The organism is Terriglobia bacterium (genome assembly GCA_020072785.1).
GTDB lineage: Bacteria > Acidobacteriota > Terriglobia > Acidiferrales > UBA7541 > Acidiferrum.
The window spans coordinates 284,245-308,677 of the sequence record JAIQGG010000003.1 but is presented as its reverse complement, the minus strand read 5'-3'; the positions used below and the strand labels follow the sequence as shown (position 1 = coordinate 308,677).

Sequence of the window (24,433 nt, the reverse complement as noted above, 5' to 3'; positions counted from 1 at the left end):
CTACGATTACGCCGCCATCGTGGACGCCGCCAAACTCGTCGTGGATACCCGCAACGCCACCCGCCGCCTCGTCCGCCACCGCGAAAAAATCATCCTCTGCTGACCCCCGGAAAAAACCACCATGCCCCCACACACCGAAACCATCCGCCGCCAGCTCGAGGAAAGTTGCCGCGTAAAACAGAGTTTTTCGCCGGAGCTGATCGCGCGCATCGCCGCGTTTGCCGAAAAATCCGCCGCGGCCCTGCGCACCGGCGGCAAACTGGTCTTCTTCGGCAACGGCGGCAGCGCCGCCGATGCTCAGCACCTCGCTGCCGAACTCGTGGTGCGCCTGCGCAACGACCGCCGCAGCCTGGCGGCCCTGGCGCTGACGGCCAACCCCTCCGTGCTCACCGCGGCCGGGAACGACTACGGCTTCGAGCAGATCTTTTCCCGCCAGGTGGAATCGCTGCTCTCCCCCGCGGACGTCCTCGTGGCCCTTTCCACCAGTGGCACCAGCCCCAACGTGGTGCGCGCCGTGGAAGCCGGGCGCACCTGCGGCGCCTGCCTCGTGGCCTTCACCGGAGAAACCGGCGGCGCGCTGGCTGGCAAAGTCGACTTGCTCCTCAACGTCCCCTCGCGCGACCCGCAGCGCATTCAGGAAGCGCACATCACCATCGGACACATCGCCTGCGCCCTCATCGAGCAGCTGGCGGCCGCATAAAAAATTCACAGCGGAAGTTTGAAAAGGGAAAGTGGCAAACAAGACAGGCCGGAATTTCGCGCGGGTTTTCTTTTAACTTTTCAGCCGTTGAACTTCTTAACTTTTAACGCCGAACTTCCGGCGCTTCACGGCACCCGCAGCAACTCCACCCGTGCCGTTCCCAGGGGTAGCACCGCCTCCAGAAGCACCGGTGTGCGCGCCGGCGTGTTCGCCAGATACACCGCGATGTGCGTGTCCTTGCTCTCCGTGCCGTTCTCGAAAATATGCAGATCGATCTTCGACGCTGCAAATTCCCCCGCGGGAACCGTCACTTTCTCCGCGGTTCCGGCCAGCCGCGCGCGTACGTCGTACAGCTTGTGCCCGTCGAAAACCGGGCTGCGCACCTCGGGGCTCTTCGCCCAGTTCACCGTACGCAGATATTGCAGCATCCCCAGCGGATCGCGCGTGCCGGGCAGCACCCGCGCGGCCGTGGCATCCGCCGGCGCCGCCTCTCTTCCCGTGCTCATGCGCAGCACGGAATCCAGCTTCTGCCCGTGCTCGTTCAGCCGCAGCTCGTATTGCAGGCTCGCCAGCGTCGCGGCGTCGCTATAGGAGTCAAACTGGTCATCCAGCACGAACACCATGCGCAGCGGGTTCTGCGTGTGCGCGAAGGCCTGCAGGTGCCACGCCGCGCGCCCCAGGAACGTGCGGTGCTCGCCCGCGACAAATTGCAGCGAGGCTACGTTGTTGATCTTGGCTAGCTGTGCCGTGAATTCCAGGGTTTCGTTCTGCGGCAGCGGGGAAGCGGCTTCCCGCTCCGCCGCGGGTTGCGCCTTCGTCGCGGGATGCCCCGCCGGCGCAGCGGCGGGCGTGGCCACGCTCGCGGCGGCCGCGGCCGGTTCGGCGGCGGATGTCGCAGCAGCCAGTGGCAACCGCGGCGCGCGGCCGTGCCACAGCAGCACCGTGGCGCCGAGCCCAAGGCCCATGAAAACGACGCCGGCGGCGCTCCAGCTGCGGATCGCGTGGTTCATGTCTCTTATGTGACGTCCGGTCAATTCCGAACGCTTCCCCTCGGAGATTCCGTCGTACAATATCCCTTCGTGGGGTGTGGGCCTCATCGCGCTGGCCCCGTATTCCCTGTATAAGCGTAACAGAAAGGCGGGGGCAGCGTCCCCGTAGGCCCGAAACCAGCACCGCCGCGGCACGCCGTCCGCTGCGGATCATCCTTCCAAGGAGGCACTCCCAATGCGCTACCTGGTGACGGGCGGCGCCGGTTTTATCGGCTCGAACACCGTGGACGAACTCGTCCGCCGCGGACACAGCGTCGTGGTCCTGGACGACCTGTCCGCCGGCAAGGAAGAAAACCTCGCTGACGTCCGCAGCAAGATCACCTTCATGAAGGCCAGCATCACCGACCTGGAGGCCGTGCGCCGCGCCATGCACGAGGCCGATTACGTCCTGCACCTCGCGGCGCGCACCTCGGTGCCCCGCTCCGTGAAGGACCCCCTGGAGACCAACCGCGTCAATATCGACGGAACGCTGAATGTTCTGGTGGCCGCGCGCGACGCCAAAGTCAAACGCCTCGTCTTCGCCGCTTCCTCCTCGGCCTACGGCGAAACTCCCGAGTTGCCCAAGCGCGAGAACATGTCCCCCGTACCCATCTCTCCCTACGGCGTTTCCAAGTACGTCGGCGAGCTCTACGCCCAGGTCTTCGGCCGCTGCTACGCCCTCGAAAATGTTTCCCTGCGCTACTTCAACGTCTTCGGCCCCCGCCAGGATCCCAGCTCGCCCTATTCCGGCGTGCTTTCCAAATTCATCACCTGCTGCCTCGACGGCACGCAGCCCACCGTATTTGGCGATGGTGAGCAGTCCCGCGATTTCACCTACGTGGATAACGTGGTGCAGGCCAATCTCCTGGCCTGCGAAGCCCCCGGCGTTTCCGGAAAAGTTCTCAATGTGGGGATGGGTGAGCGCTACACCCTGAATCAGACCCTGCAGCTCCTCGGCCAGATTGCCGGCAAGCCCCTCGATGCCAAATACGACCCCCCGCGCGAGGGCGACATCCGCGATTCCCAGGCCGACATCACCCTGAGCCGCGAGCTCCTCGCCTACGACCCCCAGGTCCACTTCGAGGAAGGACTGCGCCGCACCTACGCCTGGTATCGCGGCGTCCAGGCCAAAGCCGCCGAGAAATAACTGCACCCGCAGCCAGGTGGCCCCCAATAATTAGGGCGTCCCGTTCCGATCGGGACGCCCCAAAAAACACCACTCACCAGTCACACATCCCGAATGACGCCGCCTATGGCTGCACCATCTTCCCGTAGCTCAGCGGCTCTCCCGCTTTGGGCTGGTCGTAGTTCCAGAAATACAGCGGTTCCAGCTTCTTCTGCTCTGGCCACACCTGGTCCAGCGTGTCGCCTTCGAAGAGCTCGCCGTTCTTCATCACCCAGTGAATCGTGTTCGTGTTGTGGATGTCCTCGAGCGGGTTCTTGTCCAGGATCACCAGGTCGGCCAGCTTGCCCGGCTCGATCGACCCCAGGTCCTGCGGTCGCCCGATGATTTGCGCCCCGTTCAACGTGGCGCAGCGCAGCACTTCCAGCGGCGTCATCCCCCCGCTCGCCAGCATCCACATCTCCCAGTGGTAGCCCAGGCCCTGCAGCTGCCCGTGGCTGCCCACCCCGATCAGTCCGCCGGCCCGCGCCAGCTTCGTCACCTGCGCCGCCAGCTTCGGAAAGGCGTATTCGTCCTTGCGGAACCACCCCTCCCGCCGCTTCGTCTTCTCGTCCAGGATGCGGTGCGGCGTGAAGTGATTCAGCTTGGCGTTGTCGTGCACCTCGCTGTTCTCGTACCAGTAGTTCTCCCCGAACGGCCCCCCGTAATTCACGATCAGCGTCGGCGTCTCCGCGATTCCCGACTGCGCGAACAATTGGATCACGTCCTTGTAGAGCGGAGTGATGGGCAGGGTGTGCTCGTTGCCGTGGAAGCCGTCCAGCACGTGCGTCAGGTCCAGCTTCAGGTCCAGCCCCCCCTCCGTCGTCGGCATCATCTCCAGCTCCTTCGCCGCCTGCACCATGTACTGCCGCTGCTTGCGGTTGCCCACGATGTAGCTCTTGATGTTGTGCGTGCCGTAATACTTCCGGTACTTGGTCAGCACGCCCTTCACTTCCTCTTCCGACTGGAAGTTGTTGTCGGAGAAAACGCCCGGCCCGGTTGAAAACGCGCGCAATCCCAGGATCTCCCCGCTGTCCACCAGGTCTTCATACGCGAACATGTCGTTCGTCATGGTCTGCACGTCCAGCCCGGACGTTACCCCATAGGCCAGATTGGCCAGAAAGGCCCAGTTCTGCGTGTCCAGAATGCCGCGGCGGATTTCCGTCCAGTGCGCGTGGGTGTCGATGAAGCCCGGCACGATGGTCTTCCCGCGGACATCGAACACCTTGGCCCCCGCGGGCGCGCTGCCGCGGGCCCCCACGCGGGTAATGCGGTTGTTTTCTACGACGATGTCCGCGTTCTTCAACACCTCGTCGCCCTTCATCGTCACCACCGTGGCTCCGCGCAGCACCACCGTGCCCTGGGGCGTCTTGCGCGGCACTTCCAGAACCACGGCCATCTCTTCCACGCTCTTGTCCTGCTCCTTGAACTTCTCGGGCTTCTTTTCCGCGGCTTCGTCCTTCTTGCTTTCCTCTTTCTTGTCGCCGTCCTTCTTGTCTTCCTTGGGTGCCTCAAACGAGATGGCGCTCAGCGGCTGCCGGAAAAAGCTTGCGCCGACGGCCCAGGTAATGGTCTTGCCGTCGTCGGCCCAGCCGAAATAGTCCGCGCCGATGTCCGTCAGGCGCTTCGTCGGCACCGAAGCGCCGGTCACCAGCACCGTCGGGACCTCTCCGCCCACGATGGGCATGGCCACCAGATAGAGCTGGTTCATGACGTGGGCCAGCACCCAGTTGCCGTCCGGGCTGGCAAGAACGTCGTCCGCGGGGATCGGTTCTTCAAAGTGATACAGTCCCTGCCCTTTCACCAGGAGCAGCGTGCGCCGGTCCGTCCCGTCATACCGCAGGGAAATCAGCCCCTGCGGCGTGTTGACGTAGATGCGGTCTTTCTCGTGGGTGAAGTGCGGCCTGCCTGCGCCGCGCGCCGGCAGGATCAGGTTCGTGGCTCCGCCCTCGGCAGGAATCCACACGAGGTCGGCGTTCCGCGTCTGCCCTTCGTCGAAATCCCGGTTCTCCCGGTCATAGGCATTGCCGCGAATGGCCACGATGCGCGTTCCGTCCGGCGACCACGCCGGATCACTGTAGAACGCGGGCACTTGGGTGAGCTGCTGCGGTGTGCCCCCGGTGGCCGGCACTTTCCAGATCTCCCCGCCCGCAGCCGACCAGGTTACATAGGCGATCGATTTTCCGTCCGGCGACCAGGTGGGCTGGAATTCGCGCGCGTTGCCGCTCGTCAAGCGTTGCGCCTTTCCGCCCGGGATGTCCATCACGTACAGGTGCGTCATCGCCGAGAAGGCCAGCCTCTTGCCGTCCGGGGACTGATTGGCATCCTGGATCAGCCGCACTTTCACCGGGCCTTGCTCGACGCGTTGCGGGAAATCCAGCTTCGGCCCCAGTTCCTGCGAAACCTGCGCGGTGAAGGGAATCACCGTGTCCTTGCCCGTGGCCAGATCGAGGCGCCGGATCTTGCCGTCCTGGTTGTAGACGATCTCCTTGCCTCCGGGCAGGAAGGCATAGCCGGGGAAAAGGTCGCGTGTGAAGCGCGATTCCTGATCGTCGCGCGTCACCGGATAGCGCACCCAGCGGTCCTCCCCGCTCTGCAGATTGCGCAGCCGCAGCCCGCTCTCGGTCTCGTACCGCGTCACGTAGAGCAGTTGCGTGCCGTCCGGCGAAAGCACCGGGCGGAAGCTGCTCTCGATCTGCTGCACCAGGACGTCCTCATCGCCGGTCCGCCGGTCGCGCCGCGCGATCTGCCACAGCGGAAACTGCGCGTTGTACTCGAAGCCGCCCTTGCGCACTGCGTAATAGAGATAGCGCCCGTCCGGCGAAGCCACCACGCCGATGGCATTGTTCCGCTCCTTCCGCGGCGTGTTCGGCGCCGTCTTGGCCTTGGTGATCTGCACCCCCGTGCCGCCCTGGATGTGGTACATCCAGATTTCGAACGTGGTGATCCCAAAGCCGGCCTTGGACACAAAAATGTATTGCCCGTCCGGCGACCAGCTCGGCGAAGCGAATTCATTGTTGGGGTCCTTGGAGATCTGCTTCGCGTCGCTCCCATCCGCCTTCATGATCCAGATATTTTCGCTGCCCTCGCGGTCGCTGAGAAACGCGATCCATTTTCCGTCCGGTGAGAATTTCGGCTGGCTGTCGAACGCCATGCCCCCGGAGATGAGCTTCGCCTGCCCGCCCTCCACCGGCAGCGTGTAGATGTCCCCCAGCAGCTCGAAGACGATGGTCTTGCCGTCCGGCGCGGCGTCCAGCGAGAGCCAGGTCCCCTCGTCGGTCGTGAACTCGATCTTGCGCGCGGATTTCAGCGGCAGCCCCTTCTTCTCGTCCTTCTTTTCCTCCTTCTTCTCGTCCTTCGCCTGGGCCGCGCTGCCCGCCGGCTGCGCCATGCTGCGCGCCGCAAATCCCCCCAGAATCATCATCCCCGCGACCACCCACCCGGCCACACGGTGCCGCTTCACATGCTTCGCGTTCATGCGTCTCTCCTCTGTCGCTGTTTGCAATCGTGGAAACTGGATTCTTGCCGGGCCGCAAACTTCAGCGTTCCGCCAGGCCCCCGGACACACCCTTCGTTGTCTTCCTTAGACGCGCCTCGCCAGAAAATGTCGTTTTTCCTGTAGCGCCGGAGTTCAGCCCGGCATCATCCTGTCAGTTCTCTGTCCGCCTGAAGGTAGCGTTACCGCAGGCAACCGGAAGCTGCCACAGAGACTCTTCAGCCGTGCTTCCTACCGCTCCGGCTCCTCTTCGTCCCCGCCCGGCGCCGGCGGCGCCACCGCTGCAGGCACGATGTGCGGAATCCCCGCGTCGTTCATCCTCTTGTTCAGCGCCGGCAGATCTTCTTCCGCCAGCTTCTTCACCTGCGCCGAAGCCTCCGTCACCAGCGGCCCCAGCTCCGCCATCTGCTCCTTCTGCTGCCCCCCGGGTACCGCCGTGTAGCTGTCCAGCGCCGCCAGCAGTTCCTGCACGCGATTCGGCAGCGGATCCGGCTTCCACTCCAGCGGCGGTCCCGCGCTGCCCAGGGCCTCGCGTGGCCGCAGGTACTTCTCCGCCACCGCGTCCACCTTCTTCTGCAGCTCCTCCGCGGCTTTCTGGATCTCCTCCGGGATCTTCAGTCCCCCGGCCTTCGCGGCCTCCTTCTTCCATTGCTCGCGAGCGGCTGTCAGCGCGTCCTTTAAACCGGAGATAGTTTGGCGGTCCTTCCCTGCGATTTTCGCAATTTCGTAAAGCTTGCTGATCGCCTCACGCCGCGCCGCGCGCTCCCCCGGCGCGATCTGCACCCGCGGATCCTCTTCGACCACTACCTTCTGCTCCGCTTCCTTGGCCCCGGCCTTGATCTTCACCGTGTATTCACCCGGCTCGGCCAGCGGGCCCCGCGGCCCGGCCGACCACCCCCCGGCGATGGCTTCCAGCTCTTCCGGCCTCGGCTCCGTCGTTGCATTCCAGCGCAGGTCCCAGTTGGTGCGGTTTACTCCCGCTGCGCCCGGACCCTCCATCTCCCGCACCACCTTGCCGTCCTTGTCCAGCACGGTGATCTTTACCTTGCCTTCTTTTTTCGCCGCAGCGGCCGCCTTGTCTTTGTCGTCCGCGCCGGGCTTCGCCGGCTCGGGCGCCACCGCCTCTTTCAGGTAGTAGTTCAGTACCGCTCCATACGGAGGATTTTTCGCCGTGAACATCTTCTGTCCCGCGCTCCAGCGCCGCTGCCGCTGGCGAAAGCTCGTTGCCGGGCGCACCGCAAAGAACGTCAGGTCTGACGCCAGCACCTCTGTGTTCAGCTTCTCGATCGGCGTCAGGTCGTCGAAGATCCAGATCGATCTCCCGTGCGTTCCCAGGATCAGGTCGTTTTCCTGCGGCTGAATGGCGATGTCGTCCACCGGCACCGTCGGAAAATTATTCTTCAGCACCGTCCAGTTCCCCCCGCGGTCCCAGGAAACCCACAGCCCGAACTCCGTTCCCGCAAAAAGCAGATTCTGGTTCCGCGGATGCTCCCGCACCACGTGCACCGACCCGGCGGAGTTCGGTATCCCCGTGCGGATCGCCTTCCAGTTCTCCCCGTAATCCGTGGTCATAAAGAGGTACACGCTGTAGTCGTTGCTGCGGTGTCCGTCGAACGCCGCGTACGCCGTGCCTTCCGCGTATTTCGACGCCGCCACCCGGCTCACGTACGTTCCCTTGGGCAGCCCGGGCACTTTCCCGGCCACGTTCTTCCAGCTCTTCCCGCCATCCCGCGTTACCTGCAGGTTTCCGTCGTCCGTCCCCGCCCACAGCACGTTGGGCGTCCGTGGCGATTCGCTGATCGTCGTGATGCACGGGTAGTGCTCCACCCCGTCATGCCGCGAGAGCGTCTCCTTGTCCGGCACCTTGCCCAGGATCGCCAGCTTATTGCGCTCCACCCCGGTGGTCAGGTCGCCGCCCAGCCGCGTCCAGCTGTCTCCGCGGTCCGTGGATTTGAAGAAAAAGTTTCCGCCGTAATAGATCGTATTGTGGTCGTGCGCGGAAATGGCCACCGGCGAATTCCACTGAAAGCGGTAGTGCGCCTCGTCTTCCTTCGCCTCCGGCATGACCTTGCGGTGCTGCATCGTGCGCAGGTCGAAGCGCGACAGCTCCCCGTCCTGCGATTCGTAATACACGGTCGCGGGATCCACCGGGTCCGGCTGCACGTAGAAGCCGTCGCCGCTCGGTAACACCATCCAGTCGGCGTTGATGATGCCTTCGCGCGTCAGCGAATTGCTCGGCCCGCACCACGCTCCGTTGTCCTGCAGCCCGCCGCAGATGTGGTACGGCTTCTGCAGGTCGTAGCCCACTTCGTAGAATTGCCCGATGGCGATGGTGTTCACGAAGTCCCAGTTCTTGCCCGCGTCGTAGCTCCAGTGAATTCCCCCGTCCGACCCGGTGATCATGTGATTCGCGTCCGCGGGATCGATCCACATGGCGTGAAAGTCCCCATGGATGCTCTTCACCCGCTGCGTCGTGAACGTCTTTCCGCCGTCCTCCGAGTAGTACATGTTCGCGCCCAGCACCCAGAGGCGCAGGTCGTTCGTCGGATCGATGCGGATCTGGCTGTAGTAGGAGGGCCGCGGGTCCGTGTCGCCCATCTTCTTCCACGTCTCGCCCTTGTCCTCGCTGCGGAACACCCCGCCTTTCTCGTGCTGCACCAGCGCGTACACGATGTTGGAATTCTTGCGGTAGATGTCCAGCCCGATTCGCCCCACCTCTCCGCCGTTCTCATACGGCAGGCCCTTTGTCAGCTTCTTCCAGCTGGCTCCCCCGTCGCTGGTCTTGTAGATCGCCCCGCTCGTTCCCCCGCCGTTGAACCCGTACACCGTCCGCCGCCTCTCGTAGGCCGCCGCATACAGCGTCTCCGGGCTTTCCGGATCCAGCGCGATGTCCGACACCCCGGTGTCCTCGTTGATCTTCAGCACCTGCGCCCACGTCTTCCCGCCGTCCGTCGTCTTGTATACCCCGCGCTCCGCGTTCGGGCCCCATAGCTGCCCCAGCGCCGCTACGTACACCACATCCGGATTTTTCGGATGGATCACGATCCGCCCGATGTGCTGCGTCGCCTCCAGCCCCATCTTCTGCCAGGTCTTCCCGCCGTCCAGCGACTTGTAGATCCCGTCGCCCCACGACGAGCTCTGCCGGTTGTTCGCCTCCCCCGTCCCCGCCCACACGATTGACGGGTCGGACGGTGCAACGGCCACGTCCCCGATCGTCGACACTTCTTCCTTGTCGAACACCGGTTCCCAGGTCGTCCCGCTGTTCGTGGTCTTCCACACTCCGCCCGAGGCCAGCCCCGCATACACGATATTCGGATTGCTCTCCACCACCGCAAAGTCGTCCACCCGCCCGCCCATTACCGCGGGCCCCAGCTCTCGGAATTCCAGATTCTTCAACTTGTCCGCGGGATTCGCCTGGTCGCCTCCCGGCGCCGCTCCTGCGGCGGCGGCCAGCAGCAGGCAGAACAGCATGGCGAAGAGTGCTCTCGGGCCGTGCGATTTACGATTCATGGTCTTTTCTCCCTGGTCTTTGCGGGTGTGCGGCGCAAAGGTCAAAATCATACCGCCTCTGCCCTTCGCGCTGCATCCTTTGTTTCTGGAAATGCGGTGTGTCCCCGTGTAAGGAAAGACGTGCGGCGCCCGTCCCGCGTTTCGACTGCGCGCATGGCAATCTTTGCCTCGCCCTCCGCTCCCGCTACACAACCTCCACACTGCGTGCTAGGCTAACGGATTGTTTTGACTGGAAGCTATCTCAGAAATGCCCGGGAAGTCCGGCCCAACACCGTCATTCCGTGCGCAGCGAGGAATCTCTCTTCGATCCTTTTGAAGGCCCATGGTGAGCGTGAATCTTTACCCGCATATACGGCTTTCGGCTTCGCGGCGCACTGCCCTCCACGCGGCCTTGCGGCGCGCCGCGGGCGCGCTGCTCATCTTCCTTTTGGCCGCGCTTCTTCTGCCGCGCGCCTCCCAAGCCGGCCAGCAGGTGCATCTGCCCGCGGGCAAAGGCGGGGTCGTCGAGCTTTCCGCCGCCGGGCCGCAGCGCCGCCAGGGCGATCTCTTCAGCGCCGATGACGACGTGCAGATCGCCTACCAGGGCATGCGCTTGCGCGCCGACCACGTCGAATTCAACTCCCGCACCTCCGAAGCCCTGGCCCGCGGGCACGTCCTCTTCGAGTTCCGGAACCAGCGCCTGGAAGGCGACGAAGCCCATTACAACGTGCGCACTGGCCACGGCACCTTCCGCAACGTCCGCGGCACCGTCAAGATGGAGCGCCGCGCCAACCCTGCCGTGCTCATTTCCGACAATCCCCTCTATTTCGAAGCCCGCGAAGTGGAGCGCCTGGACAACGATCTCTTCGTCGTGCGCCATGCCTGGGTGACTGTCTGCGATCCCGCCCGTCCCAAGTGGCAGTTCTATGCTCCGCACGCTCGCATCCGCGTGGGCAAGTCCGTGGCCCTGGTCAACGCCAATTTCCGCTTCTTTCGCGTGCCCCTGGTCTGGCTGCCCTACGCCAGCGCGCCCGCCGGGCGCAAGGTCCGCCAGTCCGGCTTTCTCGTTCCAGACATCGGCAGCAGCTCGCGCAAGGGCTTTATCCTCGGCGACGCCTTCTACTGGGCCCCCGTTCCGTGGATGGATGCCACCCTGGGCGCGCAGTTCATGAGCCGCCGCGGCTTCAGCCAGAACGCCGACTTCCGCGCCACGCCCTGGGAGAACACCTCCTTCCACTACAGCTACTACGGCGTCGTGGATCGCGGCCTGCCCGATTCATTTGGCGTCCGCCACCCCCAGGGCGGCCATCAGCAGGAGTTTCAGTTCGTCTCTCTCCTCCCCAGCGGCTGGCGCGCCGTCGCCGACATCAACCAGATCTCCTCGCTCACCTTCCGCCTCGCCTTCGCCGACAGTTTCGGCGAAGCCGTCAACTCCGAAGTGCGCAGCTCCGGCTTCCTCACCAACAATTTCCGCGGCTTCAGCCTTAATTTCGCCGCCGTCAACGACCGCAGCTACCTCACCATTCAGCCCGAAACCAGCGTCATCCTGCGCCGCGCCCCGGAGGTCCGCTTCAGTTCCCTCGAGCAGGCGCCCTGGAAAAATCTCCCTGTCTATTTCGCCTTTTCCGCCCTGGCTGGCGCTGTCCATCGCTCCGACTCCACCCTGGACACCCCCACCGCCGTGCAGCGCACGGAGTTCGCCCCGCGCGTCACCCTGCCCCTTCATTTCGGCTCCTGGCTCGGCCTCACCTCCACTGCGGCCATCCGCGCCACGCGCTACGGCGCTTCTCTCGACACCGCGGGCGCTCTCTCCACGCAATCCATCACCCGCAATACCGGCGAGTTCACCCTCGACCTCCGCCCCCCCGCCTTCGAAAGGATCTTCGCCAGGCCCGCCTCGCGCCGCAAATGGAAACACACCGTCGAGCCCGGGATCATCTACCGCTACGTCACCGGCGTCCGCGATTTTAGCCGTTTCATCCGCTTCGATCAGGACTCCACTCTCACCAACACCAGTGAAGTCGAGTACGGCGTAACCCAGCGCCTCTTCCTCAAGGACGGCGACGGCCAGCCCGAAGAGTTCCTTTCCTGGCGCGTCCTGCAAAAGCACTATTTCGACCCCACCTTCGGCGGCGCTATCGTCCCCGGCCAGCGCAACGTCCTGCAGGCCCTCAATTCCCTCACCCCCTTCGCCTTCGCCGACGGCCCCCGCCACTTCTCCCCCATCGTCAGCGACGCCAAGATCACCCCCGGCGGGCGCTACGACGCCGAGTCCATCCTCGAATACGACACCCAGCGGAGTAAGCTCACGGTCATCGGTTCGCTCCTCAAGATCCGCCCCTCCACTAATTTTTCCGCCACCCTGGCCCATTTCCGCGTCCAGGCCAATCCCTTGCTCCAGCCCTTTTCCAATCAGATTCGCGCCCTTCTCGGCTACGGCGAGATGAACCGCCGCGGCTTCAATGCTGCCGGCGGCTTCACCTACGACATCACCCGCGGCTTCCTCCAGAATCAGATCATGCAGGTGAGCTTCAACGGCAGCTGCTGCGGCATCGCCGTGGAATACCGCCGCATCGCCCTCGGCCAGGTGCGCACGGAGAACCAGTTCCGCGTCGCGCTCATCCTCGCCAACATCGGCACCTTCGGCAACCTGCGCCGCCGCGAAAAGATTTTCTAGGGCTGGCCCCGGCCTCGCGCCGGCGGTTTTTTCTTTCTCTCGCGCGGGCATGCGCTACTCTGTCTGGTCAGGACATGCCGATGAACGACACCGATCTCGCTTTTGCTTCCATCCAGCAGGTCGCCGCGCTCTTCCGCAAGCGCCGGCTCTCCCCCGTCGAGCTCACCAAGCTGATGCTCGCGCGCATTGCGCGCCTCAATCCAAGACTCAACGCCTACCTTACCGTTACCGCCGAACTCGCCCTGGCCCAGGCCCAGAAAGCCGAAACCGAACTCTTCGCCCCGCGCGGCCGCAAGGGTCGCCGCGACCGCGGCCCCCTCCACGGCATCCCCATCTCCCTCAAGGACAATATCTACACCAAAGATGTCCGCACCACCGCCGGTTCCAAGATCCTGCAGGATTTCGTCCCCCTGCATGACGCACAGGTTGTCCTCCAATTGAAACAGGCCGGCGCCGTGCTCCTCGGCAAGACCAACATGCACGAGTTCGCCTATGGCGTTACCACCGACAATCCGCACTACGGGCCCGCCCGCAATCCCTGGGACACCGAGCGCATTCCCGGCGGCTCCAGCGGCGGCTCCGCCGCGGCCCTCGCCGCCGGCCTCTGCTACGCCAGTGTCGGCACCGACACCGGCGGCTCCATCCGCATCCCCGCCGCCCTCTGCGGCATCGTCGGCCTCAAGCCGACTGTAGGCCGGGTGTCTGTGGAAGGCGTCATACCTCTGTCCCCCCGGCTCGATTGCGTCGGGCCCCTGGCGCGCACCACGCAGGATGCCGCCATTCTTCTGGATTCCATTTTCCTGCGCGTGCCAGGCGAACCGCTTCTGCGCTCCGTGCAGAAACTCCCCGCGCCATCCCGCAAATTCCGCCTCGGCTTGCCCCGGGAATTTTTCTTTGACCGGATCTCCGGCGAGATCCGCAATGTCTTCGAGGCCGCCATCCGCTCTTTCCGTGGGCACGGCGCGGAAACCAAGGAAATTTCTATCCCTCTGTTGGGCGAAACGGAAGACGCCGGCAATCAGATCGCCTGGGCCGAGGCCACCCACTACCACCAGCAGTCCGGATGTTTCCCCGTTCGCGCGGCGGAGTACGGCGAAGATGTCCGAACCCGCCTGGAAATGGGAACCAAGGTCTTGGCAACGGTCTACTTGGAAGCGCTCGAGATGCGCGATAAGTTCATTCAGCAGCTTCACCTGGCGATGGCCGACGCGCGCCTCGACGCACTGGTTGTTCCCACGACTCCCATCGCCGCGCCGCTCCTCGGCGAAGAGGCGACCCGCGTCGGGGAAAGGAATTATCCAACTCGTGCGCTGTTGCTACGCCTGAATCGCCCCGCCAACCTCGCGGGCGTCCCGGCTATGTCCATCCCCTGCGGGTTTACTCCCGCGGGTCTGCCTGTCGGCCTGCAATTCATTGGCGCCGTAACCGGCGAGCATCTTCTGCTGCGCATCGCCCACGCCTTCGAGCGCGCCCATCCGGACCACCGCCGCCCGCCCCTGTAGCGCAGGAGGACAGTCATCCCTGCCAGTCTTCGTGTTGGGGGAATGGATTAGCAGGCTGCGGGAAAACCAGCATCTGTCATCTCTGAGCCCATCCGCTGAGGATGGGCGATCGAAGATTCCGGCCTGCGCCGGAAAGAATCTCAATTTCAGGGGTTGCCGAGACTCACCGCTGAGATCCCTCACTACGGCGCCTGAACCGCGAGTTTCAAGTCGCCGTTCACTCCTCAGTTCCGGCCACCGCTCCGCGCACCCGCATCAGCTTCCCGCCCAGGTAATAGCCCAGCGTCCCTGTCGCCACTCCCCCGAAAATATCCACCATGTAGTGATACCGCCCGTACACCGTCGAGATGCACATGCTGATCACCAGCGGCAGAAACACCCAGAACACCCGCCGCCGGTGCGCCCATGCGCCCCACAGCGCCGCAAACGCTCCCGCCACGTGCTCCGAAGGAAACGCCGCCCCGCGCACCCGCCCGTAGTGTTCGATGAAACTGATCAGCGCCGTGAACGGTCCGCCGCGCAGCTCCGTATGCCAGGACCCCGCCAGTTGAAACCACGGACTCTGGATCGGAAACGCCGCCGCGATCACGTACCCGATCGAGTATCCGGCCATCGAATACGTCATCACCGACCAGTAGCCCTTCCAGTCCCGCCGGTAATACAGAATCCCGCCCAGAATCAGCAGGTACGTGAAATACGTAATATAGGCGAACTGCATGTACTCGTTCAGCAGCGGATTCGCGAAGCGCTCCAGCCACAGCACCGGATTCACCCCGGTGATCCACATGTCCGCCGCGATCAGTTTCCCGTCGAACCATCCCGGATGGACCATGTGTACGAGATATGCCAGCTCCTCGAAACAAAAAAGAAAAAGCAGGTGCGGGTACCAGTGCCGCCAGAAATGCCAGAAGCGGCTCGCCAACGATCCGCCATTCCGCGCCGCGCGTTCCGCCGACCGCGCGTAGATCCAGCACAGCCCCAGAATGAGCACGGAGAGCAAACCTTGCGTCGCCACCAGCCGCCCCGGATGCGCCAGGTTCCGCGCAAACACCACAATCAGCGCCGACGATAGCGCCAGATAGCCCAGCGCCACCCATTCGTAAGCGCCGCACGCCTTCCACGCCGTTGTCAGTTCCCGTTGTACCCGGGCTCCGATGGATTGCTCCCTTGCCGGCTCGCGCGCGCCCAGGGCCCCGGTGGGCCACGGCATCGCGGCGGCGTTTTGCGAATAACTGTTCGTTCCCATCTTACTCACAGGTTCGGCTCCCACCGGGTCTTCCTCCGTTCCGTTTCTCCCTGCGCACGGCCTACCCCGCCTCTTTCACAAGAGATTCCTCTGTAGGGGCGGGCCTTGCCTTGCCCCGGACAGCAGTCGGGGCCCCGCCCGCTTGGACACGAGCAGAATCGTTCGCCCCGACTGGCCGCGCCTCCCGCTGTGCCGTTTTCTGGCCCCAGCGCAAGATCGGCCAGCCCGCCCGCCGGGCCAGCAGCGCCAGCTTCCGCGAAGGATTGACGGCCGCCGGCCGCCCCACCGCCTCCAGCAGCCAGCGGTCCGCGCTGCTGTTTCCGTACGCGTAGCACTCCTCCAGCGCGTATCTTTCGCGTTCCGCAATTCGCTGTGCCGCGCGGCCCTTCGCCGCTCCGGCCAGCGCTTCGTCCGCCAGCCGGCCCGTCCACCGCCCGCCCGCTTCTTCCAGCCGCGTCCCGCGCACGTGCACCAGCGTCGCGCAGCCCCGCGCCCGCAGCTCCGTATCCAGCGCCCGCGCCACCAGCATCGCCAACGGTTGCAGCGTCCCGCTCACCAGCACCAGCGCGTGTCCCTGCTGCACATGCCAGGCCATTCGTTCGATTCCTTCGGGGAAAAATATTGCTCCCGCCGGCGCCTGTCCCGCCCGGGCCCCAAGTCGCGCCTCTTCTCCGAAGCCCGATTTTGCAGGGAAGAGCATTCCCCGGAACGCCCTCGCCGCATCCGCGCGCACCCCGCGCAGATACATCTTGTTGCCATGCCGCAGCGCAAACATCCCGCGCGGCGCCAGCCGTGCCGCCTCCGCCACCCAACTCAGCATCTGCCGCACGCCGATCTCCCCGCGGTAGCGCAGCACCCGGTAAAACCGCATCTCCAGCGCGGGTCCCGGCAGCAGCGTGCCGTCCAGATCGAAAAACGCCGCGCTGCGCATCGGCTGTAGCAGCAGGCTCATGCCGCCTCCTGTGGCGCGGATTTTTCCCCGCGCCCGCTCTGCACGCTCTTCGCGAAATAGCGCCACCCTTCCAGCAGCACCGGCAGCCCGCGCAGCAGACAGAACGCCGCCGTCGTCCAGGTAAGGATCTGCGCCCCGGTTCGAATCGCCCCTTGCGCCTCTGCGGCGAGCGTTCCCAGCAGCGCCATTGGCCCGCGCGCCAGCGCCAGTTCCAGCCCCAGGTAGCAGAAGCAGATACACTTCAGCGCGGCGTACAGCCCGCGGCTCCACCGCGACCCCACCAGCGCCTGCCCGATCCGCGTTTGCAGCATGGCATTCGCTCCCCAGCCGGAGCGCCCCGCCTTGGCCGCCAGCCCGCGCAGAAAATCCGTCGCCGCCCCGCGCGCGAAGAAAAACACTGGCAGCCACAGCGACACCATCCCGACCACCGCAAAATACGTGAAGTACACGTTCTCGATCATCCGGTCGCCCAGGATGTCAATCTGCGCTCCCTCCGGCGTCGCCAGATGCTTCCGCCGCGCCAGGTGCCCGTCCAACGCGTCCAGCGCAATGGCCGCCACCGTCAGCCCCACCCCCGCGAGGTTGGCCCACGTCCCCCGCCCGAACAAACACACCGCCGCAAACCCCACCCCCACCCGCAACACCGTCACCTTATTGGGCGTCCAGCTCATAGCTTTGCAACCCGCCGAAGAGTACAAAGCAGGTTCGCTGCCACCGGTCAATTCCGTAAGTTATTCACAATGCTATACATACGACATGGTCGTCGGCGCCATCCCCATTCCTCCCGCCGGATTATCCCGACACTGCCTGCCATTCCGTGCCCTCCCGCCACCCACTACTTCTTCGCGATCACTTCGGAAGATCAGGCGCATCCCTTCCCTCACCGAGCGCTGCTTGCACGTCATGCGCGGCCAGCATTTCTTCCTATTCCACCGCACACGCGCCCGCCGCCGGGAACCTCGGATTTCTCTGCCGTTCTGCTATCGTGAGCATGCTGCCAGCGTCTAATCACCAGATGCTGGACCCGGGCTAGGGCAAAGGCTTCCCCTCGCAGCGCAAACTTGCCGGGCGCGCCCCGCGCACCTGGCGCAGCTTCTTTCCCCGCCTTTGTGCGAAAATGGAGTGCACGCGCGGATCGCCACGCTCTTCCGGCGAGGCCGAACGACAGGAGCGCAGTTTGGGCATGACCGACGTTTCACTCGCAGCCGCATTTCTGGCCGGACTGGTGTCCTTCCTCTCCCCCTGCGTCCTGCCCCTCGTCCCCGGCTACATCTCCATGCTCAGCGGCATTGGCATGGAACAGTTGCGCCAGGGCGAGTCGCCCAAAGCTGGGCTCTTTGCCTCTTCGCTGGCCTTCGTCGGCGGTTTTTCCGTGGTCTTCATTTCTTTCGGCGCTTCGGCCAGCGCCGTCGGCCAGTTTCTCAGCAAGAATCGCGCGCTGCTCGCTCCCGTTGCCGGCGCGCTCATCCTGCTTTTCGGCCTGCACCTGCTTGGCTGGCTGGCCAAACTCACCACCCGCGTGGGCCTCGTGCTGGGCGTAGTCCTTGTTCTTGCCGGCATCTTTGCCATGCGCCGCGCGGGCCCGCTCTTTGCCGGGCTCCACGCCATCCATTTTTTCTCCCTGGCCATGATTGGCTTTCTCGGCCCGCTCCTGGCCCGCTGGCTCAACCGGGACGTCCACCTCCGCCAGGGGGGCGCGCAACCGGGCATCGGCAGCGGTTTCCTGATGGGCTTCGCCTTCGCCTTTGGCTGGACGCCGTGCATCGGTCCCATCCTCGCCACCGTCCTGGCCCTCGCCGCCGCCAGCGACACCATCGCCCGCGGCATCCTGCTCCTCGCCGTCTATTCCGCGGGCTTGGCCGTACCCTTCCTGCTCACCGCGCTCGGCATCAGCCAGTTCCTGCGCTTTTACCAGCGCTTCCGGAAGCACCTGCACGCCGTGGAACTCTTCAGCGGCGCGCTGCTCCTCTTCGTCGGCGGCTTGATCTTTCTCAACAAGCTTACCTGGCTTTCCGGCAAGCTGGCGTTCTTGAACCGTTTTGTGATGTAGCAGGCTGCGAACAAGTTGACCGCTTCGCGGTCACAGAGAAAGTTGACCGCTTCGCGGTCGCACATACCAGTGCTTTAAGGGGAAAGGGATCCGCAGGATGAAAAAAACTCTCACTGTGCTGGCCACCGTGGCCGCGCTCCTCGTAGCCGTGGTTCTCGCCGACCGCGCCACCCGCAGGCACGCCGCGCCGCGCGGCGCGGCGCCCGATTCCAGCAGCGTGGGCGCCCCCGCGCCCGATTTCACCGTCAAGAATCTCCAGGACCAGAATGTCTCTCTCAGCCAGTACAAGGGCAAGGTCGTTCTGGTGAACTTCTGGGCCACCTGGTGCGCGCCCTGCCGCGAGGAGATTCCCTTGCTCATCGCCCTCCAGGAAAAATACGGCCCGCAGGGCTTCACCGTCCTGGGCGTGGCCATGGACGACGAAGGCAAGCAGGCCGTCGCGCCCTATTTTGAAAAAGAGCGTTTTCCCGTGGCCGGGACGCCCCGCCAGATGAACTATCCCATCCTCATTGGCACCGACGAGGTCGCCGATAAATTCGGCGGCTTGATCGGCTTTCCCACCAGCGTCCTGATCTCCCGCGACGGCGTCCAGGTCAAACGCATCACCGGCCAACTCAACGACGAGGACATCGACCAGGCCATCAAGTCGCAGCTCTAACCGTGAACCGCTTGCCGGTGACGGCTGGTTTCCAGTTGACGCAGTCAGCGGACAATCTGGTTCCGCCTGGTGCACGGCAGGGTCGCCAGATTTTCCTCAGCAATGCGCGCTGGCTTCGATTCCAGTTCGCGCTGACATCCTGCCGTTGACCCTCTAACCGGCACCCTGGCGAGAGGGTCCGCCTCAATTACCGCTGCACTGGCACTTGACCACCGTGTTAAGATTCGCTGCCTGCGCAACGATCAATCAAAGGTTTGAGAAAGGGCCACCAGAACCATGAGCCGCCAAAGTCTGGAAGATCTGCTACGAACTGTCGGGAACCCGGTGAACCTGCTCCGCAATTCGCAGATTGGAGCCTATGTCTATCCGGTGGTCCCTTCCGAATTTACGAACTGGCGCGACGAACAACGCGGATGGCGGGAGACCTGCGTTCTTTTCGACCAGTCGCACCACATGGTGGAGCAGTATGTGGAGGGCCCCGATGCCATCAAATTGTTCTCCCATCTTGCGACCAACAGTTTTGCGAAGTTTCCCGTCAACAAAGCCAAACAGTTCGCTCCCTGCAGTTACGATGGCTACGTGATTGGCGACGGGATTCTCTTTCATCTGGAAGAGAATAAACTCAATTTCGTCGGTCGCGCGCCGACGGCCAGCTGGATCCAATTCCATGCCGAGACCGGCGGATACAAGGTCACCACGGAAAAAGATGACCGCTCGCCCTCCCGCCCCGGCGGCAAGCCCGTCGTTCGCAAGAATTACCGCTTCCAGATTCAAGGACCGAAGGCTCAGCAGGTTATCGAAAGACTGAACGGCGGGCCCATTCCGGACATCAAGTTTTTCAGCATGGGTGTCATCAACATTGCGGGACGCAAGGTGCGCGCCTTGCATCATGGCATGGCCGGCGCTCCCGGCCTGGAGATTTGGGGTCCGTACGCGGAAGGCGAGGAAATCCGGGCGGCGATCGTTGCAGCCGGCAAGGACTTTGGCCTTCGCCAGGTCGGCAGCAGAGCCTACGCGACCAACACCCTGGAATCGGGGTGGATTCCTTCGCCTCTTCCGGCGGTCTACACCGGCGAAAAGATGAAAGCCTACCGGCAGTGGTTGCCGGCGGCGAGTTATGAGGGTACGGGTTCCCTTGGCGGCAGCTTCTATTCCAATAACATTGAAGACTACTACCTGACGCCCTACGAGCTGGGCTATGGGCCATTCGTCAAATTCGACCATGACTTCATCGGCAGAGAAGCCCTTGAGAAAATCGCCGGCAAACCGCAACGCAAGAAAGTGACGTTTGCCTGGAACGCCGAGGATGTCAGCAAGGCCTTCCGCTCCCTGCTCCAGCCCGGCGCGGAAAACTACAAATACATCGACCTGCCGCTGTCGAATTACGCATCGGCGTCGTACGACAAGGTTTTGAACGCCGGAAAAATGGTCGGCCTCTCGATGTTCAGCGGCTATAGCTACAACGAGCGGTCCATGCTCTCGCTGGGTGTGGTGGATCCGGACATCGAAATCGGCAACGAGGTCACCCTCGTCTGGGGCGAAGAAGGCGGCGGTTCGCAGAAAACGACGGTCGAACGCCACAAGCAAATCGAAATCCGGGCGATAGTCAGCCCTGTTCCTTACTCCGAAGTTGCGCGTAAATCCTACGCGGTAGGTTGGCGTACCGGGCAATAGTGAGCCGGGCTGGCCTGTGACGTTGGTCCCGTAACGAGACAGGTCTTCACCGGAAAAGGCGGCTTCCGCAGCGGTCCGCAGTGCCTGGCTTTGGGCGAACTCATTCGCTGTCAGGTGGGCGGGGGGCCCGGGCTTAAGGAGCGGGCAAGCTCGGGGTGCCCCTCGATAAGAGCGAAGCCTGGCGATCGCGGACCCCGTCCCGTTCGGGCTCGAAGATTCCGGCCCGGTCGGAAAGGATCTCACCCTCCGATGAACCTCCAACCGTTCCTCTCCTGGGTTCTTTCTCCTCGAGGGGTCCCGGCCTGCCCCCCTCTGTCTTCTTCTTCCACTACCCACTACTCACTTTCTTCGTGTACGCTGAACTTATGCTCGAGGAAAAAGAGTTTCAGAAAAAATGCGATGCGGCCTTCGAGGAGCTCCGCCGGAGACTGCTGCCGTTGTGCGACCTGCACGGCTTCGACGTGGAAGCGGGCTCCGGCAAGCTCGAGGTCCTCTTTGAAGAGCCGGAGCCGGCAAAATTCGTGATCTCTCCGAATACTCCCGTGCGCGAGATCTGGATCTCGGCGCTTTCCACGAGTTTCAAGCTCGGCTGGTCCGGCGCCCAAGATGCATTCGTCCTGGAAAAAACCGGCGAGGATCTTTTTCAGGTGATGAGCCGCGTCATCTCCCGGCAGCTTGGCGCGCAGGTGGCCCTGTGATTCCCCGCAGCGGCGTTTTGCGTCTCCCCGTGGTGGCGCTCTTGGCGCTGCTTGGAATGCTCTGCCCGCCGCGCGCCGCGGCCCAAATTCCCTCGGCGCGGGAGGTGGTCGCCCCGGCCGTTTATGTCTCGCTGCAGCCGGTGCCGCGCGGCCGCGCCTTCCAGCTTGCCGTCGTCCTCAAGATCCGCCCGGGCTTCCACATCAACGCCCGCGAAGCCTCCATGGACTACCTTATCCCCACCGATCTTCAGGCGGCCGTGCCCGCGGGATTCCGCGTCGGCGCCGTGGCCTATCCCAAAGGCGCGCTGCGCAAATTTTCCTTCTCTCCCGAGAAACCTCTTAATGTTTACCAGGGCACCGCGGTGCTCCGCATCTCGCTGAACGCCCTGCCCAGCGCTCCGCTCGGCGCGCAGCACATTCCGCTCAAGTTGCGTTACCAGGCCTGCAGCGACGAAATCTGCCTGCCCCCGGTCACCGTAGCGCTCGACGCGGAACTGCACGTCGCCGCCGCCGGCGCCGCTGCCAAGCCGGCGCACCCCGAGCTTTTCTCAAAATAAAGGCCTGCCTTTTGCAGGCAGGCCTTCTTTTCAGTTGGATTGTTCGCCAGCTTCCGGTGCACCCGCCCGGTGCTGCTTCTGCGGGTTCCGTTCCCAGTGTGTGACGCTTCTTAGTAGGTCCACTCGATCTTCTGATAGGTGAACGTCACCGATTCCATCTGCGGGGTCTTGCCTCCTCCGCCCGTCACCTGAATCGAGCTGATCATCGCGTTACTCAGCTTGTAGCGCCCGGCTTTGGCTGCGCCGGTAGTGGTCGGAAGATGGATTTCCACCGTGGGTATCTGCGTTCCGCTGGCCTGCAGCATTCGCAGCTTGGGCGAGCTTGCATCCCACTCTTTGGTGATCGTCAGCGGTTTATGCATCCGCTTCCCGGTCGCCAGCCCGCTGCCATGTTCCCGCGCCGTCTGCGGCTGGCTCGTTGCGGCCTTTGCTGTCCGTCCCTGTGTGGCTGGGGTTGCAGGTGCTCCCGGTGTCGCACGTGCCAGGTCCGGGGCGCCATCCCCATCCACATCGCCGATCTGGGCGCCCGTCAAGGGAATCCAGTTCAAGTGTGCCGCTTCCTTCGATGTGCCCTCAATGGGTCCTTGCGCGGTGACCAGCCGCATATATCCGGCGTTCTGAGCCCTGGCTCCGCTGGCCGCGCACAAAAATACAATGCCTGCCGCCAGTCCGAGTGTCCAATTGCGCGTTGCCGTCATTCTTGTCATAAGCTGCCTCCCGGGCCAAACTCCGCCAATTGTCCTCTGAATCCGGGATTTCGGCAGCCTCTTTATGCTACTGGTGTGGCGTTTCAGGCACGAGGGCTTTGCTTCATTGCTCTGGCAGGTCGCGGGTCTGGCCTCACGATTTCACGCTTCGTCTACGCTTTGCAGGATTCCTGCACCGCGGGCAGTGCCGCGCGCAGCCGCCCGGTCACCCGCTCGCGCCCCAGCACCAGCATGGTCTCGAACAGCGGCGGCGCCACGGCCTCCCCGGCAATGGCCACTCGCGTGGCGTTGATCAGCACCCCGGCCTTCACGCCGGCAGCCTCCGCCACCCCGCGCAGGGCGTGCTCGCAGGCGTCGTGATTCCAGTCCGGAAGCGCGGCGAGCGCGTCGGCGATCTGCCCCAGGAACTCCGGCAGGCGCGGCTCTTTCTTCCAGAATTTTTCCCGCGCCGCCTCGTTGTAGGTGAATTCGTCGCTGAAAAACGCCCGCGACCACGAGGAAAAGTCCGGCAGCAGACGCACCCGCGGCCGCAGCAGGTCCACCGTCTTTGCGAACCACTCGTGGCCCGCTCCGCTCCCCCACTCTTCCTTCCACAGTTTGCTGCGCTTCAATTCCGCCTCGACCTCCGGAAGCAGTTCCTCGATGGGCAGCTTCTGCAGATACTGGGTGTTGAACCACTCCAGCTTGGCGCGGTCGAAGACGCCATTGGTGCGCAGCACGTGTTCCAGCGAAAACTTTCCGATCAGCTCCGGCGTGCGCAGAAACTCCTGATCGCCGCCGGCGGACCACCCGAGCAGCGCGAGAAAATTGCGGAAGGCCTCGGGCAGAAAACCCTCGTCGCGGTAGGAGGTCACGCTGGTCGCGCCGTGGCGCTTGGAAAGGCGCGTGCGGTCGGAGCCGAGAATCAGCGGGAGATGCGCGAAGACGGGCGGTTCCGCGCCCAGCGCGCCATAGAGCAGCGCCTGCTTCGGGGTGTTGGAGATGTGATCCGCGCCGCGGATGACGTGCGTGATGCGCATGTCGATATCGTCCACGACGGCGCTGAGTTGGTAGGTCGGCTGTCCCGCGGTCTCCTCGCCGCGTGGCGAGCGCAGCAGCACGAAATCCTCGATCTCCTCGTTGGAAAATTCGCGCGGGCCGAAGACTGCGTCCTGAAATTTCGTCGTGCCCCCCAGCGGCACCTTGAAGCGCACGGCCGGCTTGGTCTCTGCCGCGCCCGGCTGGGCGTTCCGGCAGGGGCAGCGCACCACGCGGCGGACCTTCCCGCCCGCGGCCTCTTCCTCGGCGTGGTCCCCTCCGGCGTAGCGCTCCGCCGCGCAGTAGCACAGGTAGGCGCTGCCGTTGTCCAGGCACTTCTGCGCGGCCTCGCGGTAGAGTTCGATGCGCTGCGACTGGTAGTAAGGTCCTTCATCCCAGTCGATGCCCAGCCAGCGCAGGCCCTCCAGAATGCCCTCCACCAGCTCGGGCTTGTTGCGTTCGACGTCGGTGTCCTCGATGCGCAGGATCAGCGTGCCGCCCTCATGGCGTGCGAAAAACCAGTTGAACAGCGCGGTGCGTGCGCCGCCCACGTGCAGATAGCCCGTCGGCGAAGGGGCAAAGCGGACGCGCGGCCCGGACTTCGCGGCGCCTGGTGCGCCGGTCTTCGAATCCATGAAGGAAGTCATTCTCAGTGTGCTCTTTCAAGTTGGCGTCAATCATTCAGTCTAGCTGAAGCGGTGCGTGGCGTTCAACCTGTGCATTCCCAGCGCGCAGAATCAGGCCCTCCGGGGGCCGCCCGGATTGAGCCACCGGATGGCTGTTGCGCCGCGGTCCTTCCCCCCTGCTATCTTTTTCGCTA

17 protein-coding genes are annotated in these 24,433 nt (G+C 64.1%); 9 read left to right on the top strand and 8 right to left on the bottom strand.

The window, feature by feature from the left end; all coding sequences use genetic code 11:
• Positions 1-121 precede the first annotated feature (121 nt).
• Entirely contained in the window at positions 122-700 is a 579-nt protein-coding gene (locus tag LAN61_11485) for an SIS domain-containing protein (GenBank protein ID MBZ5541127.1), read from the top strand.
• Positions 701-825: 125 nt separating this feature from the next.
• Here LAN61_11485 and LAN61_11480 read toward each other — a convergent pair whose 3' ends face one another.
• Positions 826-1,710 (bottom strand): DUF3108 domain-containing protein, encoded by an 885-nt coding sequence (locus LAN61_11480; protein MBZ5541126.1) that lies wholly within the window; start codon positions 1,708-1,710, stop codon positions 826-828.
• A 214-nt stretch (positions 1,711-1,924) separates the two neighbouring features.
• Between LAN61_11480 and LAN61_11475 the strand changes: the two genes are divergently transcribed.
• On the top strand, positions 1,925-2,875 hold the full coding sequence (locus LAN61_11475) for an SDR family oxidoreductase (protein MBZ5541125.1): 951 nt from the start codon (positions 1,925-1,927) through the stop codon (positions 2,873-2,875).
• A 103-nt stretch (positions 2,876-2,978) separates the two neighbouring features.
• On the opposite strand, the gene LAN61_11470 is transcribed toward LAN61_11475, so the two are convergent.
• A complete protein-coding gene (locus LAN61_11470; protein MBZ5541124.1) occupies positions 2,979-6,368 on the bottom strand; it encodes an amidohydrolase family protein in 3,390 nt (1,129 codons plus the stop codon).
• A gap of 249 nt (positions 6,369-6,617) precedes the next feature.
• Complete coding sequence (locus tag LAN61_11465) at positions 6,618-9,896, bottom strand: hypothetical protein (protein ID MBZ5541123.1); 3,279 nt, start codon at positions 9,894-9,896, stop codon at positions 6,618-6,620.
• Between the two features lie 325 nt (positions 9,897-10,221).
• Between LAN61_11465 and lptD the strand changes: the two genes are divergently transcribed.
• Positions 10,222-12,552, top strand: a complete 2,331-nt coding sequence (gene lptD, locus LAN61_11460; protein ID MBZ5541122.1) for an LPS assembly protein LptD — start codon at positions 10,222-10,224, stop codon at positions 12,550-12,552.
• Positions 12,553-12,632: 80 nt separating this feature from the next.
• The gene (locus tag LAN61_11455; protein MBZ5541121.1) at positions 12,633-14,054 is read left to right on the top strand and encodes an amidase; all 1,422 of its coding nucleotides are present in this window, start codon (positions 12,633-12,635) and stop codon (positions 14,052-14,054) included.
• 217 nt (positions 14,055-14,271) lie between these two features.
• On the opposite strand, the gene LAN61_11450 is transcribed toward LAN61_11455, so the two are convergent.
• The 3 genes from LAN61_11450 to LAN61_11440 are packed head-to-tail and all read right to left on the bottom strand — an operon-like array spanning position 14,272 to position 16,923.
• Positions 14,272-15,309 carry a phosphatase PAP2 family protein gene (locus LAN61_11450; GenBank protein ID MBZ5541120.1) on the bottom strand — a complete coding sequence of 346 codons (1,038 nt, stop codon included), beginning with the start codon at positions 15,307-15,309 and terminating at the stop codon, positions 14,272-14,274.
• A gap of 52 nt (positions 15,310-15,361) precedes the next feature.
• Positions 15,362-16,252, bottom strand: coding sequence for a haloacid dehalogenase-like hydrolase (locus LAN61_11445; GenBank protein ID MBZ5541119.1), 891 nt, complete (start codon positions 16,250-16,252; stop codon positions 15,362-15,364).
• Positions 16,249-16,923 carry a CDP-alcohol phosphatidyltransferase family protein gene (locus LAN61_11440; protein MBZ5541118.1) on the bottom strand — a complete coding sequence of 225 codons (675 nt, stop codon included), beginning with the start codon at positions 16,921-16,923 and terminating at the stop codon, positions 16,249-16,251. Before LAN61_11440 ends, LAN61_11445 begins: the two co-directional genes overlap by 4 nt.
• Before the next feature lie 512 nt (positions 16,924-17,435).
• On the opposite strand from LAN61_11440, the gene LAN61_11435 reads away from it, so the two are divergent.
• The 5 genes from LAN61_11435 to LAN61_11415 all read left to right on the top strand — a co-directional run bounded on the left by LAN61_11435 (position 17,436) and on the right by LAN61_11415 (position 21,889).
• Complete coding sequence (locus LAN61_11435; protein MBZ5541117.1) at positions 17,436-18,302, top strand: cytochrome c biogenesis protein CcdA; 867 nt, start codon at positions 17,436-17,438, stop codon at positions 18,300-18,302.
• Positions 18,303-18,399: 97 nt separating this feature from the next.
• Positions 18,400-18,960, top strand: coding sequence for a TlpA family protein disulfide reductase (locus tag LAN61_11430; protein MBZ5541116.1), 561 nt, complete (start codon positions 18,400-18,402; stop codon positions 18,958-18,960).
• A gap of 276 nt (positions 18,961-19,236) precedes the next feature.
• A complete protein-coding gene (locus tag LAN61_11425) occupies positions 19,237-20,634 on the top strand; it encodes an aminomethyl transferase family protein (GenBank protein ID MBZ5541115.1) in 1,398 nt (465 codons plus the stop codon).
• 365 nt (positions 20,635-20,999) lie between these two features.
• On the top strand, positions 21,000-21,332 hold the full coding sequence (gene cyaY / locus LAN61_11420) for an iron donor protein CyaY (GenBank protein MBZ5541114.1): 333 nt from the start codon (positions 21,000-21,002) through the stop codon (positions 21,330-21,332).
• On the top strand, positions 21,329-21,889 hold the full coding sequence (locus LAN61_11415; protein ID MBZ5541113.1) for a protein-disulfide reductase DsbD N-terminal domain-containing protein: 561 nt from the start codon (positions 21,329-21,331) through the stop codon (positions 21,887-21,889). The genes cyaY and LAN61_11415 overlap by 4 nt, the downstream gene beginning before the upstream one ends.
• 110 nt (positions 21,890-21,999) lie before the next feature.
• Here LAN61_11415 and LAN61_11410 read toward each other — a convergent pair whose 3' ends face one another.
• Positions 22,000-22,596 (bottom strand): type VI secretion system tube protein Hcp, encoded by a 597-nt coding sequence (locus tag LAN61_11410; protein ID MBZ5541112.1) that lies wholly within the window; start codon positions 22,594-22,596, stop codon positions 22,000-22,002.
• A gap of 152 nt (positions 22,597-22,748) precedes the next feature.
• Positions 22,749-24,248 (bottom strand): glutamate--tRNA ligase, encoded by a 1,500-nt coding sequence (gene gltX, locus LAN61_11405; GenBank protein MBZ5541111.1) that lies wholly within the window; start codon positions 24,246-24,248, stop codon positions 22,749-22,751.
• Positions 24,249-24,433: the final 185 nt, after the last annotated feature.

Bases quoted from the DNA above. Each gene is read 5' to 3' on its own strand.
- LAN61_11485 (MBZ5541127.1), top strand. From the start codon at position 122: ATGCCCCCACACACCGAAACCATCCGCCGCCAGCTCGAGGAAAGTTGC.
- LAN61_11480 (MBZ5541126.1), bottom strand. From the start codon at position 1,710: ATGAACCACGCGATCCGCAGCTGGAGCGCCGCCGGCGTCGTTTTCATG.
- LAN61_11475 (MBZ5541125.1), top strand. From the start codon at position 1,925: ATGCGCTACCTGGTGACGGGCGGCGCCGGTTTTATCGGCTCGAACACC.
- LAN61_11470 (MBZ5541124.1), bottom strand. From the start codon at position 6,368: ATGAACGCGAAGCATGTGAAGCGGCACCGTGTGGCCGGGTGGGTGGTC.
- LAN61_11465 (MBZ5541123.1), bottom strand. From the start codon at position 9,896: ATGAATCGTAAATCGCACGGCCCGAGAGCACTCTTCGCCATGCTGTTC.
- LAN61_11455 (MBZ5541121.1), top strand. From the start codon at position 12,633: ATGAACGACACCGATCTCGCTTTTGCTTCCATCCAGCAGGTCGCCGCG.
- LAN61_11445 (MBZ5541119.1), bottom strand. From the start codon at position 16,252: ATGAGCCTGCTGCTACAGCCGATGCGCAGCGCGGCGTTTTTCGATCTG.
- LAN61_11440 (MBZ5541118.1), bottom strand. From the start codon at position 16,923: ATGAGCTGGACGCCCAATAAGGTGACGGTGTTGCGGGTGGGGGTGGGG.
- LAN61_11435 (MBZ5541117.1), top strand. From the start codon at position 17,436: ATGACCGACGTTTCACTCGCAGCCGCATTTCTGGCCGGACTGGTGTCC.
- LAN61_11430 (MBZ5541116.1), top strand. From the start codon at position 18,400: ATGAAAAAAACTCTCACTGTGCTGGCCACCGTGGCCGCGCTCCTCGTA.
- LAN61_11425 (MBZ5541115.1), top strand. From the start codon at position 19,237: ATGAGCCGCCAAAGTCTGGAAGATCTGCTACGAACTGTCGGGAACCCG.
- cyaY (MBZ5541114.1), top strand. From the start codon at position 21,000: ATGCTCGAGGAAAAAGAGTTTCAGAAAAAATGCGATGCGGCCTTCGAG.
- LAN61_11410 (MBZ5541112.1), bottom strand. From the start codon at position 22,596: ATGACAAGAATGACGGCAACGCGCAATTGGACACTCGGACTGGCGGCA.
- gltX (MBZ5541111.1), bottom strand. From the start codon at position 24,248: ATGGATTCGAAGACCGGCGCACCAGGCGCCGCGAAGTCCGGGCCGCGC.